This window comes from Paraburkholderia acidisoli, assembly GCF_009789675.1.
GTDB classification, from domain to species: Bacteria; Pseudomonadota; Gammaproteobacteria; order Burkholderiales; family Burkholderiaceae; genus Paraburkholderia; species Paraburkholderia acidisoli.
The window spans coordinates 398530-413259 of record NZ_CP046914.1; the positions used below are offsets into that span (position 1 = coordinate 398530).

At 65.4% G+C, this 14730-nt stretch carries 12 protein-coding genes; 4 read left to right on the forward strand and 8 right to left on the reverse strand.

The window, feature by feature from the left end:
- Nucleotides 1-22 precede the first annotated feature (22 nt).
- Together FAZ98_RS16060 and FAZ98_RS16065 are read right to left on the reverse strand one after the other, a co-directional pair.
- On the reverse strand, nt 23-1477 hold the full coding sequence (locus FAZ98_RS16060) for an MFS transporter (RefSeq protein WP_158952308.1): 1455 nt from the start codon (nt 1475-1477) through the stop codon (nt 23-25).
- Nucleotides 1478-1632: 155 nt separating this feature from the next.
- Nucleotides 1633-3180, reverse strand: coding sequence for a class II aldolase/adducin family protein (locus tag FAZ98_RS16065; RefSeq protein WP_158952309.1), 1548 nt, complete (start codon nt 3178-3180; stop codon nt 1633-1635).
- 350 nt (nt 3181-3530) lie between these two features.
- On the opposite strand from FAZ98_RS16065, the gene FAZ98_RS16070 reads away from it, so the two are divergent.
- Complete coding sequence (locus tag FAZ98_RS16070; protein WP_158952310.1) at nt 3531-4382, forward strand: LysR substrate-binding domain-containing protein; 852 nt, start codon at nt 3531-3533, stop codon at nt 4380-4382.
- Nucleotides 4383-4414: 32 nt separating this feature from the next.
- Here FAZ98_RS16070 and FAZ98_RS16075 read toward each other — a convergent pair whose 3' ends face one another.
- The 5 genes from FAZ98_RS16075 to FAZ98_RS16095 form a co-directional block, all read right to left on the reverse strand.
- Nucleotides 4415-5869 carry an MFS transporter gene (locus tag FAZ98_RS16075; protein ID WP_158952311.1) on the reverse strand — a complete coding sequence of 485 codons (1455 nt, stop codon included), beginning with the start codon at nt 5867-5869 and terminating at the stop codon, nt 4415-4417.
- Nucleotides 5870-5986: 117 nt separating this feature from the next.
- On the reverse strand, nt 5987-6883 hold the full coding sequence (locus tag FAZ98_RS16080; protein WP_158952312.1) for a VOC family protein: 897 nt from the start codon (nt 6881-6883) through the stop codon (nt 5987-5989).
- Between the two features lie 11 nt (nt 6884-6894).
- Entirely contained in the window at nt 6895-7698 is an 804-nt protein-coding gene (locus FAZ98_RS16085) for an alpha/beta fold hydrolase (protein ID WP_158952313.1), read from the reverse strand.
- 34 nt (nt 7699-7732) lie between these two features.
- Nucleotides 7733-8614: a fumarylacetoacetate hydrolase family protein gene (locus FAZ98_RS16090; protein ID WP_158952314.1), complete on the reverse strand. Its 882-nt coding sequence runs from the start codon at nt 8612-8614 to the stop codon at nt 7733-7735.
- 34 nt (nt 8615-8648) lie between these two features.
- Nucleotides 8649-9896 carry an FAD-dependent monooxygenase gene (locus tag FAZ98_RS16095; RefSeq protein ID WP_158952315.1) on the reverse strand — a complete coding sequence of 416 codons (1248 nt, stop codon included), beginning with the start codon at nt 9894-9896 and terminating at the stop codon, nt 8649-8651.
- 328 nt (nt 9897-10224) lie between these two features.
- Here FAZ98_RS16095 and FAZ98_RS16100 point away from each other — a divergent pair, with 328 nt between their 5' ends.
- The 3 genes from FAZ98_RS16100 (at nt 10225) to FAZ98_RS16110 (ending at nt 14454) form a co-directional block, all read left to right on the forward strand.
- Nucleotides 10225-10365, forward strand: a complete 141-nt coding sequence (locus FAZ98_RS16100) for a hypothetical protein (protein ID WP_158952316.1) — start codon at nt 10225-10227, stop codon at nt 10363-10365.
- Nucleotides 10366-10550: 185 nt separating this feature from the next.
- Nucleotides 10551-11705, forward strand: a complete 1155-nt coding sequence (locus FAZ98_RS16105; protein WP_158952317.1) for an L-dopachrome tautomerase-related protein — start codon at nt 10551-10553, stop codon at nt 11703-11705.
- 742 nt (nt 11706-12447) lie between these two features.
- Nucleotides 12448-14454, forward strand: coding sequence for a putative bifunctional diguanylate cyclase/phosphodiesterase (locus FAZ98_RS16110; RefSeq protein ID WP_158952318.1), 2007 nt, complete (start codon nt 12448-12450; stop codon nt 14452-14454).
- 25 nt (nt 14455-14479) lie between these two features.
- Here FAZ98_RS16110 and FAZ98_RS16115 read toward each other — a convergent pair whose 3' ends face one another.
- A complete protein-coding gene (locus FAZ98_RS16115; RefSeq protein WP_158952319.1) occupies nt 14480-14677 on the reverse strand; it encodes a hypothetical protein in 198 nt (65 codons plus the stop codon).
- Nucleotides 14678-14730 lie beyond the last annotated feature (53 nt).

The following is a 14730-nucleotide window of genomic DNA, read 5'->3' on the forward strand; positions in this document are numbered from 1 at the left end:
CTTTTGCATACCGAAATAAAAGCTAGTCGGTTTGCGGTTCGCCGCTCGCGTCCTCCAGCGTCTTCTGGCGCGAGTCCACCTTCACCGCCACCACCAGCACCACCGCCGCCAGCACCAGCGGCATCGTGAAGTAGTAAATGATCTGGTGAATCATCGTCCCCAGCGTCAGCAGCCAGCCCAGCACGAACGGCCCCGTGATCGAGCCCACCCGCGCGCACGCCACCACCAGCCCCATCGCCAGCGAACGCACCCGCGTGGGAAACAGTTCGCTGCTCAGCGTGTAGAAGATCGGCACCACCCCGCCCGAGAAGAACTGGTAGCCCACGTCGCACGCCACGATGATTTCCACCGGGTAGCGATACTCGAACGACAGCCCGAAGCCGAAGAAACACAGCGCGCTCAATCCCGAGAGCAGCAGCATCGCCCACTTGCGCGGCATGCGGTCCTGCAGCCACATGCCGAAGATCTGCCCCAGCGGCGTGGTCGCCAGCACGATCATCGTGAACGTGAAGCTTTTCGTGAGCGTGAAGCCCTGGCGCAGGAAGATCGATGGCAGCCACGTGCCGAAGCCCACCACCTGCACGTTGTTCGCGAGCTGGAACAGACCGAGCACCGCGATCGCCAGCGCCGAGAACTTCAGCAGCGAGAACTGCTGGCCCAGCGTGGGGCGCGTCTTCTTCGCATAGGCGGCCGCTTCGGGCGGCACGAGTTCGAGCGACGTGTAGCCCGCACGGTCCGCGAGCCGGCGCACGATCTGCGCGGCCTCGTCGACACGGCCCTGCTGCAGCAGAAAGCGCACCGACTCCGGCATGTAACGGCGCACGTAGAGGATCATCAGCGCCGGGCTCACGCCCACCCAGAACAGCGCGCGCCAGCCAAAGCGCGGCACGATCAGCGTGGCCGCCACCGCGCACACGAACCAGCCGAACGAGTAACCGATCGCGCCCGAGCCGATGAAGATATGCCGCAACCGTTTGGGCGCGTATTCGGCGAGCAGCGCGAACGCCACCGGAAACTCCGCCGCGATGCCCATGCCGGCAATGAAGCGTGCGAGCAGCAGCACGGGGTAACTGGGCGCGATCGCGCTGAGGAAGGTGCCGAACGCGTAGGCGAACAGCGCCCACTGGAAGATCGGGCGGCGGCCGACGCGGTCGGCGAGCGGCGCGAACAGCAGCGCGCCGAGCAGCAGGCCGATGTTGGTGACCGAGCCGATCGCGCCCGCCTGGGTCGTGCTGATATGAAACTCGCGCACGATGAGTGGCAGTGCGAACGAAGTCGACTGGAAGTCGAAGCCGTCGAGTATCTGCGCAACGATGCAGCCCACGAGCAGCATCCACAGAAAGCCGTTCATCGGGCATGCGTCGAGGAATTCCGTGTAGGTCATGCTCTTGACCCCGGCGAGCGCGGCCGATGCCGCCTGCGCCTCGTTCGCCCTCCCGCCTAGAAATTTGCCCCGACCTTCGGCCAGCTCTACCATCGTTGTCTCCTTGCAGTCCGCGTTGCGCGGTTGTTGTTTCGCGTTTCGGCTTTTGCGCCGATCAGTGCGAGATGTCGCTTGTCATGACGAAGGCGAGCGCGCTTCGCCCGCGCCCGAATGCCGTCATCGTCCGGGCCGCTCCCGGTGCGGATGAGTTATCCCGCGCTGGCCGCCGGACGCGCGACCGGCGCCGCGCTCATCCACGGTCCGGGCGCCACCGGCATCGCTTCGTCGGCATCGCGGGCGACCGGCTCGAGACCGCTTTCGACGATGGCCTGCGCCGACGCCGCCGAGGCCAGATACCGCACCACGGCACGCGCGAGCGACGCGTGCCGGCTCCAAGCGGGCACGCCCGCCGCCACGCCCACCGAAGCCTGCAACTCGCGCGGAATGGGCGTGATGTGCGCGATGCCCGGCACGGGCCGCAACTCGCTCAACTGCTGGAACGCGATGTCCGCCTCGCCGCGCGCGACCACGGCGCCGGTGCGCTCGCCATTGCCGACGAAGCGGCTCTTGGGCAGGCATTCGTCCGCGATACCGAGCTTCTGGTACAGCTGCGTGGTCAGATACGTGCCGCTCGCGCTCGCCGAATAGGCGATGGTGCGCGCCGCAAGCAAGGTGCGTTTCAGCGCCTCGGCGCAGCTCACGTCGGGCGGCGGCGCGCCTTCCCGCACCGCCACGGCCACCGTCGAGCGCGCGATCAGCGCGCTGCTGTCCGGCACGATGTAGCCCGCGTCGAGAAACTGCCGCATGTTCGGGTCGGCGACGATCACGAGATCCACGGGTTCGAAACGCTGGAGCCGGTTGGGAATGGATTGCTCGCCCGTGCCGATCGACGTCGTGACGGTCACCACACGCTTGCCCGTGAGCGCTTCGAGCATGGGCACGAGCGCCAGATGCGCGGCCGTGAACACGCCGGACGTCATCACGCGAAAGCTGTCGTCGTCGTTCGGCGCCGCGCTGGGCAATGCGTCGTTCGAGGCGCCGGACAAGTCGGCGCACGAACACGTTCCGCCCGCCGACGCAGCCGCCTGCTCCGCCTCTTCGGCTTCGACCAGTGCCCAGACGCGGCGGAACGGCCCGCGCGTGCGGATCAGTTCCGCGCCCGCGTCGGCGGCGAGCGCGTCGTCGATCCAGGCGAGCTTGCCCAGCGTCGCGCCGATACACGCGCGATGCGCGTTCTCCTCGAACAGGAACGCGCTCGCCACGGCCTCTTCCACGCTTGCGCCGGTGACCGTCGCACCATGCGCGCACATCAGCACCGCGCGATGCGGGCCGAGCGCCTGCGCCAGATAGGCACCGCGCGTGCGATCGCTCACGAGCCGCGGGTCGTCGTAAGTGGGAATGCCGTCGTGGAACAGCGTGCCCATCAGATGGATCGGCCGCAGCGTCTGGCCGCTGGTGGTGAACGCCGTGGAATACATGCCGTGGTAATGGATGACCGAATTCACGTCGGGGCGCGCCGCGAGCACTTCGAGATGGATCGGATACTCGCCGGGCGGGTCGCCCGCGCCTTCGAGCTTGCGGCCCTCGAAATCCATGACGACGAAATCGTCGGCGGTGGCGTTCATCCCGAGCGAATGACGCGTAATCATGAAACGCTCGCCCGGCAGGCGCACGCTGATGTGGCCGAAGCCCTCGATGAAGCCGCGGCGATACAGGAACCGCCACGCTTTCAGTGTCGTGCTGACGATCTCGCTCATGACGCGCGCCCGCCCGTCACCCTCGCACTACGACGATCCGATCTCATGCCTGTCTCCGAACTTGTTATGGATTCCTATTGAATGTCGATGCTGGCCGTACCGGGTTTCATCAGCCTGGCACGCCAGCCCCCGCGAGATCGTCACGATCGGCCGCGGTGCAGGAAAACTATAGGTCCGCAGAAAAGCGCCAACAATCCAACAATTCGGTGAAATGCATCAGCCCGGCTAATGTATTTCGGGCATTGCGTAGCAAGCTGGCCGCGGCGTTTAGCGCTACGCTTTGACATCGCTTGTTGCATGCATTGCGCGATGCCGAATCCCCTAACTGCGCCGCGCCTGGCGCGATCGACATGAGCCTCGTCAATCTGGATATCGAACTGCTGCGCACCTTCGTGGCGATCGTCGAACGCGAGTCGTTCGCCGCCGCGGCCGACGCCGTGCATCGCACGCAATCGGCCGTCACGCAGCAGATGCAGCGGCTGGAAACGCAGATCGACAAGCCTCTGTTCCGCAAGCAGGGCCGCGAAAAACGCCTCACCGAAGACGGCCTCAAGTTGCTCGAATACTCGCGCCGCCTGCTCGCGCTCAACGACGAAGCGTGCTCGGCGATCTCGGGCTCGACGCTGACCGGCGAAGTGCGACTGGGGGCGCCCGTGGACGTGGCGGATTCGATGCTGCCTAATCTCTTGCAGCGTTTCTCGAAGATGTTTCCGAGCCTGCGCATGACGATCGATGTCGGCCGCAGCCCGTTTCTCATGGAGGCGATGAAGCGCGGCGAAATCGACATGGCGATCTCGCCGCGCGAGCATCCGGAATTCCGGCGCATCACGCTGCGCACTTCGCCGGCCGTGTGGATCTGTGCCGCCGACTATCGCTACGACCGCACGGAGCCGCTCGATCTGATCATCGCCGACGAACCGAGCCTGTTTCGCCGCACCGCGCTCGATCATCTCGAACGCGCGGGCATTGCGTGGCGCATCACGTACGTCGCGCCAACTTTGCCGGGCATCCGCGCCGCCGTGCGCGCGGGACTCGGCGTGACCGCGCGTTCGGTCGAAATGATGAGCCCGGACTTTCGCGTGCTCGGCGAACTCGACGGCTTGCCGCGTCTGCCCGACGTCACGTACAACCTCTATCTCGGCGCCGCGCCCAATCTGGCCGCGCGGCGGTTGTTCGATTCGCTCGAAGCCGTGCGCATGTGATGAACGTCTGCTAGTGCGTGCCTAGTGCGCGACTAGTGCGGCGCATGACCGGGCTTCATGCGCGCGGCCACCGGCGCGGGCGTCTCTTCCGTGGGTTCGCCGCTCGCGTCCTCCAGCGTCTTCTGGCGCGAATCCACCTTCACCGCCACCACCAGCACCACCGCCGCCAGCACCAGCGGCATCGTGAAGTAGTAAATGATCTGGTGAATCATCGTCCCCAGCGTCAGCAGCCAGCCCAGCACGAACGGGCCCGTGATCGAGCCCACCCGCGCGCACGCCACCACCAGCCCCATCGCCAGCGAACGCACCCGCGTGGGAAACAGCTCGCTGCTCAGCGTGTAGAAGATCGGCACCACCCCGCCCGAGAAGAACTGGTAGCCCACGTCGCACGCCACGATGATTTCCACCGGGTAGCGATACTCGAACGACAGCCCGAAGCCGAAGAAACACAGCGCGCTCAATCCCGAGAGCAGCAGCATCGCCCACTTGCGCGGCATGCGGTCCTGCAGCCACATGCCGAAGATCTGCCCCAGCGGCGTGGTCGCCAGCACGATCATCGTGAACGTGAAGCTTTTCGTGAGCGTGAAGCCCTGGCGCAGGAAGATCGACGGCAGCCACGTGCCGAAGCCCACCACCTGCACGTTGTTCGCGAGCTGGAACAGTCCGAGCACCGCGATCGCCAGCGCCGAGAACTTCAGCAGCGAGAACTGCTGGCCCAGCGTGGGGCGCGTCTTCTTCGCATAGGCGGCCGCTTCGGGCGGCACCAGTTCGAGCGACGTGTAGCCCGCGCGGTCCGCGAGCCGGCGCACGATCTGCGCGGCCTCGTCGACACGGCCCTGCTGCAGCAGAAAGCGCACCGACTCCGGCATGTAACGGCGCACGTAGAGGATCATCAGCGCCGGGCTCACGCCCACCCAGAACAGCGCGCGCCAGCCAAAGCGCGGCACGATCAGCGTGGCCGCCACCGCGCACACGAACCAGCCGAACGAGTAACCGATCGCGCCCGAGCCGATGAAGATATGCCGCAGCCGTTTGGGCGCGTATTCGGCGAGCAGCGCGAACGCCACCGGGAATTCCGCCGCGATGCCCATGCCGGCGATAAAGCGTGCGAGCAGCAGCACGGGGTAACTGGGCGCGATCGCGCTGAGGAAGGTGCCGAACGCGTAGGCGAACAGCGCCCACTGGAAGATCGGGCGGCGGCCGACGCGGTCGGCGAGCGGCGCGAACAGCAGCGCGCCGAGCAGCAGCCCGATGTTGGTGACCGAGCCGATCGCGCCCGCCTGGGTCGTGCTGATATGAAACTCGCGCACGATGAGTGGCAGTGCGAACGAGGTCGACTGGAAGTCGAAGCCGTCGAGTATCTGCGCGACGATGCAGCCCAGCAGCAGCATCCACAGAAAGCCGTTCATCGGGCATGCGTCGAGGAATTCCGTGTAGGTCATGCGGCCGACCGGAAGTTCGCCTCGTACGCTGGCTCGCTCTGCCATCTTCGTCTCCTTCCGGCCCGCGATCGATGCGCATGAACCGGTTTTTTATGCATTCGACGCGCTACCGCGTCGTGCGGATGGCAACCCGGCCGCGCCGGATCGCCATCGTTCGCGTGCTCACGCCACGCTCGCGACCGTCAGCGGATGAAACGGAAACGTCGTGCCCGAGGCCGCCATCGCTTCCATGTCGCGGCTGAAGATGCCCCACTGATCGTTACGGCCGTTGGGGAATTTCCAGAACTCCGGCGTGCCCGTCACGTAGCTGTCGTCCACGCGCTGGATTTCGGCCGTGTATTCGATGCATGCGCCGAACGGTCCGACGAAATACGCGAACACGTTGTCGCCGGGACCGTGACGGCCCGGTCCCCACACGGTGCCCCAGCCCGCGTCCTTGAGGCGTCCCATGCCGCGCAGCACGGCGTCGGTGTCCTGCATTTCGAACGCCACGTGATTGAGCGTGGGGCGTTTCGAGTCGGCATAAGCAATCACGTGATGCAGATCGTCGCAACGCAGAAAGCTCATGTAGCCCGTGCGGTCGCTGAGCTTGAAGCCGAACACGTCGGTCATCGTGCGCACGGCCGCTTCGCGATCCTGCGTGTTGAACACCACGTGCGCGAGACGGATGGGATGCGTGCGGTCCACGGGCAGCGCGGCCGGCGCCGCCGCGGCTTCCACCACGAAGCGATACGGCTCGCCTTCGAGCCCCAGCACGTGAAAGCCCGCGCTTTCGCCGGGCTCGTCGAAACGGTCGATCCATGCGCCGTGGCGCAGGCCCGCTTTCTGCACGCGCCGGTACACCGCGTCGATCTCTTCGCGGCTTCCGGTCACGGTCGCGGACAGCAGCGCGCGCTCGGCGCCCTCGGTAATCGCCACCGAATAATGCTGTGCCGCCGTGCCGCGCAGATACGTCGTCGCGCCGCGCGTCTCGACTTCGCTCATGCCCCAGGGCGCCTTGAGAAACGCGACGGCTTCCGCGCGGTCCGGCATCTGAAACTCAATGCTACGCAAATGCATGCTGATTCTCCTCAGGAGCCGCGGTGAGCGTCGAGCCAGTGCAGCAGCACGCGGTTGAACGCATCGGCCTGTTCGACGTTGGGCACGTGTTTCGCACCGACGAATTCCTCGTAACTGGCCTGCGGAAAGAGGCTCGCGATACGCCGGCTTTCCTCGGGCGTGGCGCGCGGGTCTTGCGTGCCGCACGTGACCAGCACGGGCGTTTGCACCGAGCCGAGCCGGTTCGTGAAATGGAAATTGCCGATGGCCTGCGCGCAACCGATATAGCCCATTGGCGTGCAGCCCGCGACGGTGTCGCGAATCTGCTGCCAGCGGCCCGGATGCGCCTCGCGATAACCGGCGGTCAGCCAGCGTTCCAGGGTGCGGTCGGCAATGGGCTCGAGCGAGCCGGCCTTGTCGATCGCCTCGATCATCGGCCCCCAGAACGTCGCGGCATCGGGCGGCGACTCCGACTGCGTGTCGCACAGCATCAGCGACCGCAGACGGCGCGCGTGGCGCAGGCCGAGCGACTGACCGATCATGCCGCCGATCGACAGACCGACGAAATGACAGCGCTCGATGCGCAAGGCGTCCAGCACTTCGACCACGTCGTCGGCCAGCTGGTCGATGGTGTACGGCGCGCTCGTCGCGGTGCTGCCGCCATGGCCGCGCAGGTCGGTGCGCAGCACGCGGTAACCGGCGGCGAGCAGCGCCGGCACCTGTTCGGCCCACAGCCCGAGGTCGGCCGCGAGCGAGTGGGAAAACACGACCACCTCGCCCGTTTCGGGGCCCACGAGGTCGTAACTGGTTTTGCGTTGAGGCAGAGGAAGCAGCATGGTGTCGTCCGTCGAATTGCGTCGATGCGCGGGGTCAGGCCGCCGCGGCCACGTCCAGCTCCATCGAGCCGATACCGCCAATGGTGCCCTTGAGGCGATCGCCCGCCGCGAGTTGCGAAACGCCCGCGGGCGTGCCCGTGGTGATCAGCGTGCCGGGCTTGAGCGTGGTCACGCTCGACAGGAAGCGGATCAGTTCGCGCACGCCGTTGATCATGTCCGCCGTATGCGCGTGCATGACGTTGCTGCCGTTCTGCTCGACGTCGATATGCAGATTCTGCGGCTCGCGAATCTCGTCGCGCGTCACGAACCACGGCCCCACGCCGCAAAACGTGTCGAAGCCCTTGCGGATATTGCGCGTGTTGTGACGGCGGCCCCACGGGTCGCGAATGCTGATGTCCCAGCACATCGTGTAGCCGAACACGTAGTCGAGCGCCTGCTCCGCGCTCACGTCCTTCGCGCTGCGGCCGATCACCACGCACAGCTCGCACTCGAAGTCCACGTGGTTCGCGATCTTCGGCAGGATCACCGTGCCGCCCGGACCGACGATCGCGGAAGACGGCTTGAGGAACACCTCGGCCATGAGTTCGTCGGGCGAAAACTGCGAGCGGTCGTACGCGCCCACGCGGCCCGTCATTTCGGTCTGGTGCGAGCGATAGTTGGCGGCGCCGGCCCAGATCGCGGGCGGATTGTCGATAGGCGCGAGCAACCGCGCCGCGGCCAGCGGCAGCGCCTCGCCCCGGCGCGCCACGGCGAGCGCGTCCTGCGCGCCGGGATGATTCGCGAGCGCGTCGATCACTTCGGCCATCGACGCCTGGGCGCGCGTCGCGCCGGTGGTCGCGAGCGCGTCGGCGAGCGGATAAATGGCGTCGCCCTCGATCAGCCCGGGCAACCCTTCGTTGTAGCGGCAAATCTTCATCGTTCTGGTGCTCTCGGTCGTTATGGGCAGGCGTTCAAGCCGATGCGGCGCTCGTGGCGGCGGCGGCACCCGCAGGCGGGTCCGCGTAGAGTTCCGCGACCACGGGCGTCTTGTCCCACTCGGCGGCGGGATCGAAGCCATACAGCCAGTCGTTCTTGCCGTGCATGCTGCCCTTGCCCGCCGCGATCGCGTCTTTCTGCGCCTGGCTGTCTTTCATGTGCTTGAAGCTGAGGTTGGCGAGCGCGAGACGCTGCACGCCGTGCACACGCGGAATGCGCACGCGGCGGAAGTTCGCGAAAGCTTCTTCGGGGTCCGCGCAAGCCGCCAGCCAGCGGCCCAGAACATAGGCGTCCTCGAACGCCTGGCAGGCGCCCTGGCCCGCGTTGGGCACCATCGCGTGCGCCGCGTCGCCGATCAGCTGGATGCGCTCGCGGCCCCAGTTGTCGTTGATCGGCCGCGCGAAGAGGCCCCACTTCATGCAGTCGGTCACGAGATCGAGCAAGGCCTTCAGGCGCGGTTCGGGATCGGCGAAACTCGCGCGCATTTCGTCCGGATCGCCGCGCTTGTTCCAGCTTTCCTCGACCCAGTCGCCCGTGTCCTGCTGCGTGACGATATTCACGAGCTTCTTCTGGCGGATGTAGTAGGCGCGCACATGCGCGCCCGGCCCGACCCACTCGGTTTGCCCGGTCGGCTCCAGAATCCACTCGGGCACATCGCTCGCGTTGAGCAGCGAACGCCACGCCATCTGGCCCGTGTAGGCAGGGTTGTCGTCGCCGTACAGCGTCTGGCGCAGCACCGACTTCACGCCGTCCGCGCCGATCACATAGTCGGCGCGCACGCGCCGGCCGTTGTCGAACACGAGTTCCACGTCGTCGCGATGCGGCGTGGCCGCCACGAGCCGGTGACCGAGATGGATGTGCGAGGCGTCAAGCGTGGACGCGAGCGCGTCGAGCAGATCGGCGCGGTGGAACGAGTAGTACGGCGCGCCCCATTTTTCAGCGAGCTTGAAGCGGTCGCGGAATTCGAGGAATTCGCCGCTCTGCATGTTGCGCGTGTATTCGCCGGGCGAACGGTGACCGACCGCATCCACGCGTTCGCGTGCGCCCAGGCCCCACAACGCCTTCACCGCTTGCGGGCTGCAGCTGACCGCCGCGCCGATCTCGCCGAGCGCCGGCGCCGCCTCGAACAGTTCCGCCTCCACGCCGAATGTCTTCAGCGCGTTCGCCGTCGCTGTGCCGGCGAGGCCGCCGCCCACGATTGCAATACGGCATTTCGTTACCATGCGTGTCTCCTTGTCATTTCGTCAGTCGTCGTGCCGCGCTGGCTGCGCGCGCTTCGGCGAATCCGGGCTTCGGCCGTTGCGCTGGCTTCGGCGCGCCTCGTGATCACCGGGACGAATTGACTATACGGACTCGCGATAACGCGAACAACACAACAATTCAGCGGGAAAGATTAGCGGCGCTTATGTATCGAGACGCGCTGCGCGGCGGCCGCGCAACCCGCGCTGGAAGCCGCGTCGAACACGGCGGTAATGATCGGTAATGTGGCCGGCCGCTTGCGGGTACGTCGCGTGCAACGAGGTAGGCTCGTCAAACGGAGAACGTTGCCACATGAAAAAGCTTGCTCTCAGCCTTCTTGCCAGCGCGATGATCGTCACGATTCCCACGCTCGCCCGCGCGGACGACCACCATCATCATCCCGTGTGCCATAGCGTCAAGGATCACGGACATTGGCACAAGGTCTGCCACTAAACCGGGTTTTACCTCAGCCTCTCGCAGTCGCGAGATTTCAGGCCCGTCCATGACGGGCTTTTTTTATCGGCCATGCGCGGCATAAGAAGGTCTTATCGACGCGATAAGACCTGGGTACTTGCCCGAATCGCGACGCTCCCTAACATGTCGTTTGGCTCTGGCATCGAAAAAGGAAAAGCTTGCCCATGCGAATGCGTCGCCGCGAATTTCTCGCCGCCACGGGCGCGACCTGCGCCATGCTGCCGTTCGGACCCGCGTTCGCGGCCGCGCGACCGCTCAAGCTCGAGATTGCGGCGCGCTCGCCGTGGATGGCCAATCAGGTTGCGCTGACGAGCCAGAACGTCATGTTTCTCGGCTGTCCGCGCTACGCGCACGACACGCCCACACCCTCGCTCGCGCGCCGCGAACCGGACGGCACTTTCGCGCCGTTTCCCGGCAATGCGTGGAATCAATGGAAGCCCGGTGACGACGGCTACAGCGCTTTCGTCTACCTGAACTCGGTGCATATTTTCGCGGACGACACCGTCTGGTGCGTCGATCAGGGCGCCTTGCCACAAGGCATTTTTCCCGATGTCGACGCAACGCTGAGCCCCGCGGCGCAGAAGCTCGTCCAGCTCGACGCGGCAACGGGCGCCGTGCTCGGCGTGCTGCGTTTCGATGCGACGATCCTGCCGCCGGGCGCGCAGATGAACGACCTGCGCTTTCACGGCGCGAAGCTGTACATCACGGACTCGGGCCTGGGCGGCCTGATCGTGCATGACCGCGCGACGGGCAAAACCCTGCGCCGGCTTTCCGGCAACACGGTGACGAAGGCTTCCGCGACCGACGTTCCCGCGCTGCTCGCGCACGTCAAAGGCGGGCAGACCTTTCGGCCGCCCAACAGCGACCTGATCGAAATCACGGCAGACGGCAGGTGGCTGTATTGGGCCGCGCCCACGGGGCCGCTTTATCGCGTCGAGACGCGTTACCTCGACGATCCCGCGCTCTCCGACGCCGATCTCGCCGCGCGGGTCGAGCACGTCTACGACAACCGCTTTTCGGGCGGCTGCTCGATGGATTCGCGCGGCAACGTCTACTTTTCGGAAACCGTCACGCGCAACCTCACCGTGTGGTCGCCAACGGGAAAGACCGCCGTGCTCGCGTCCGATCCCACGCTGGTGCGCCCCGACGGTTCGTTCATCAGCCGCGACCGGCGGCTGTACGTTCCCGTCAAGCAACCCGTTCCGGCCAACGCGGCGCAAGACGGCACCGCCGGTAACGCGCCTTTCGTGATCTACGCGGTCACGCTGCCGGACGTGTTCGACGGCATCGCGCTGGGCGGCCCCGTCACGGGCGCGTGAACTCGCCGCGCGCGTTTCGAACTCCGGTTGGCAAGTCATCGGGACGAAACGGCGTGGCGCAATGCCGCCGCCGCGAAAAGCGCGGCATATTCGAAAACGCGTCCATTCATATCGGCGTTATGGCCGGGCGAGTCGCGCGCTTTATACCACGATGACTTTGCTGGCTAAAAAAGCATCGGTGGAAAATGAAAGGGCGATCAAAATACCCGCAACAGGCGTTATCCAGTTGGCTTCAAGGCGGATTATCGAAGCCCGCGATAACTCGCCTCGGGTGACGTAAAAGAGGCGGCACCCCGGCCGCATTGCGGCTTCAATCCGGCTTCATTCCGGCTTCATTCGCGCGTGCGGGCCGCCCCCGGCGAGTCCACGAAAGCCCGGCGGCGGACGGATGGCCACGCGCCGGTGAATTTGAAACGTTTGCGCGATAAAACGTCGTGATTTCCCGCCGTTTTCCAATTGAGTCTGTTGCGGACAGCGGCTAGAATCCATGAGGATTCATGGAAACTCATGGGAATTGAAAATCGCTGGGCGGATCGATTCCGGGCATCAATAATCGATTCGAATACCGCGTTTGCCCGCGCCGCCTACGTCCACTGAGAGTGTCTTTCGAGACCGATCAACCGCCCAAACAATGAAAATCACGCAAATCGGGGTAAGGAATTCCGGGACCAGCCTCGATGAGCGCGCATTCGAGGCGCCATCGTCCGGCGATCCGGTTGATCGAAAGCGTATTCAGGGCGCCATGGGCTATGCGCTTTATCTCCTCGATGTCGACGGCATAATCCGCACCTGGAATACCGGCGCGCAGCAAGCCATGGGCTATCCGGCGGGCGACATCATCGGGCGGCATTTTTCATGCTGCTACACCGCCGAAGACCAGACCGCCGGTATTCCCGCGCAAGACCTCGCCATGGCCAGGGAAACGGGCAGGCTCGAAACCACGGGCTGGCGTCTGCGCAAGGACGGCACGCGGTTCCGGGCCGGCGTCCTCGTCGAGCCGATCTACGACGGCGAAGGCGCGCTGTTCGGCTTCGCAAAGCTGCTTTACGACGCCAACGAACACCACGACACGTCGCGGGCACTCGAAGAGACCACCCGCAACCTGGATCTCGCGCTCAGCAACATATCGCAAGGGTTGTGTCTGTTCGACCATCGCGGCCGCCTCGTCCTGTCCAACAGCCAGTTCTCGCATGTCCTCTCGCTGCCTTCGCGAGTCGTGTCGCGCGGCATGCCGCTCAGCACGATACTACGGCGCATAGGCGAGCGCGCCGGCGTGCCGCGCGAGCGCATGGCGGCGTACGTGAGAAACGCGCGCAAGCAGTTCATGCATCGCCCCGAAGCCAACCGGCCGCAGGTGACGATGGAGATCGACCATCTGGGCCGCAGCATCTCGGTCGTTACCCGTCTGCTTTCGCACGGCGGCTGGGTCTCCACGATCGAGGACGTGACCGAGCGGCGCGCCGCCGAAAAGCGCATCACGTATCTCGCGCATCACGATCATCTGACCGACCTGCCCAACCGGCTGCGTTTCCAGGAAAGCCTCTCCGCGCTCGCGAAACAGGCCTCTGCCGAGCAACCGTTCGCACTCCTCTACCTTGACCTCGACCGTTTCAAGTCGGTCAACGACACGCACGGCCATCACGTGGGCGACGCGCTGCTCAAGGCCGTGGCCCGGCGTCTGCAGGAGTCGGTGAGTTCGAGCGATCAGCTGGCTCGTCTGAGCGGCGACGAGTTCGCCATTCTGCAAATTCCGTATCGCAGCGTGGACGAAGCCAAAGCGCTCGCGCAACGCTGCATCGACAATCTTGCCGAGCCGTTCGAGATCGCGGGCAATGAAATCTGCATTGGCGCGAGCGTCGGGATCGTCGTTCATGCGCGGGCCGGGATCGACGCGGAAACGGTGCTCCAGCGCGCGGACCTCGCGCTCTACGCGGCCAAGCGCGAGGGGCGCAACTGCTGCCGTTTGTACGAGAGCGGCATGAAGAATCCGCTGCGACTGCGCAACGAACTCGAAGAGGATCTGCGGCGGGCCCTGCGCGCGAATCAACTGGAACTGCACTACCAGCCGATCGTCGACGCGCATACGGGCATCACCACCGCCTGCGAGGCGCTGCTGCGCTGGCATCATCCCAAGCGCGGCCCCATCTCGCCGGCCGACTTCATTCCCGTTGCGGAAGAGCGCGGCCTGATGCCGGAACTCGGGGCGTGGGTGCTGGAAAAGGCGTGTCGCGACGCGGTGCTGTGGCCCGCGCATATTCGCCTGAGCGTCAACGTTTCGCCGGCGCAGCTGATACACGCGAACTTCACGCACATACTGGCCAAAGCGCTGGCGAACGCGAGGCTTCCCGCGCATCGTCTGGAAGTCGAAATTACCGAAACCGTGCTGCTGGAATCGTCCGGTACGTCGTCGCGTATTCTCAACGAAATTCGCGCGATGGGCGTGGGAGTGGCCATGGACGATTTCGGCAAGGGCTACTCGTCGCTGGGTCTTTTGCAAAGCGTGCCCTTTACGCGGGTGAAAATCGATCGCGGCTTCGTCAACGGCCTCGGGAACAACCCGAAATCGGCGGCCATTATCCACGCGATCACCGAGCTATGCCGCAGTCTCGATCTGCCCATCACGGCGGAAGGCGTCGAAACCGGCGTTCAACGGCAGGCCTTGCTCGACGAGCGCTGTCATGAACTGCAGGGCTTTTTCTTCGCTCGTCCCGCGCCTGCCATGGCGCTCGAACCTTATCTGAGCGCCTAGCGGCAACCGTCCCGCGTTTCCCGCTTCAGTTGTAGCCGAGAATGGCGACCGACGACACATCGCTGCGATCGGACACATTGCCCGCGATCTGCGCCATGGGATGACTCAGAAGCGACGCGTAAAGCGTTGCCGTTCGCTGCGCATGGGTCGCGTGCACTGGCGCCGTGCTCGTGCGAGCCGTCGCGGCGGGCTGAAATAAAGCGTGAATCGTCAACGAAGTCATAGTGGCACCATGAATGAGTTTGCCGCGTACCGGACGCCTCGAGCCCGAAGGCC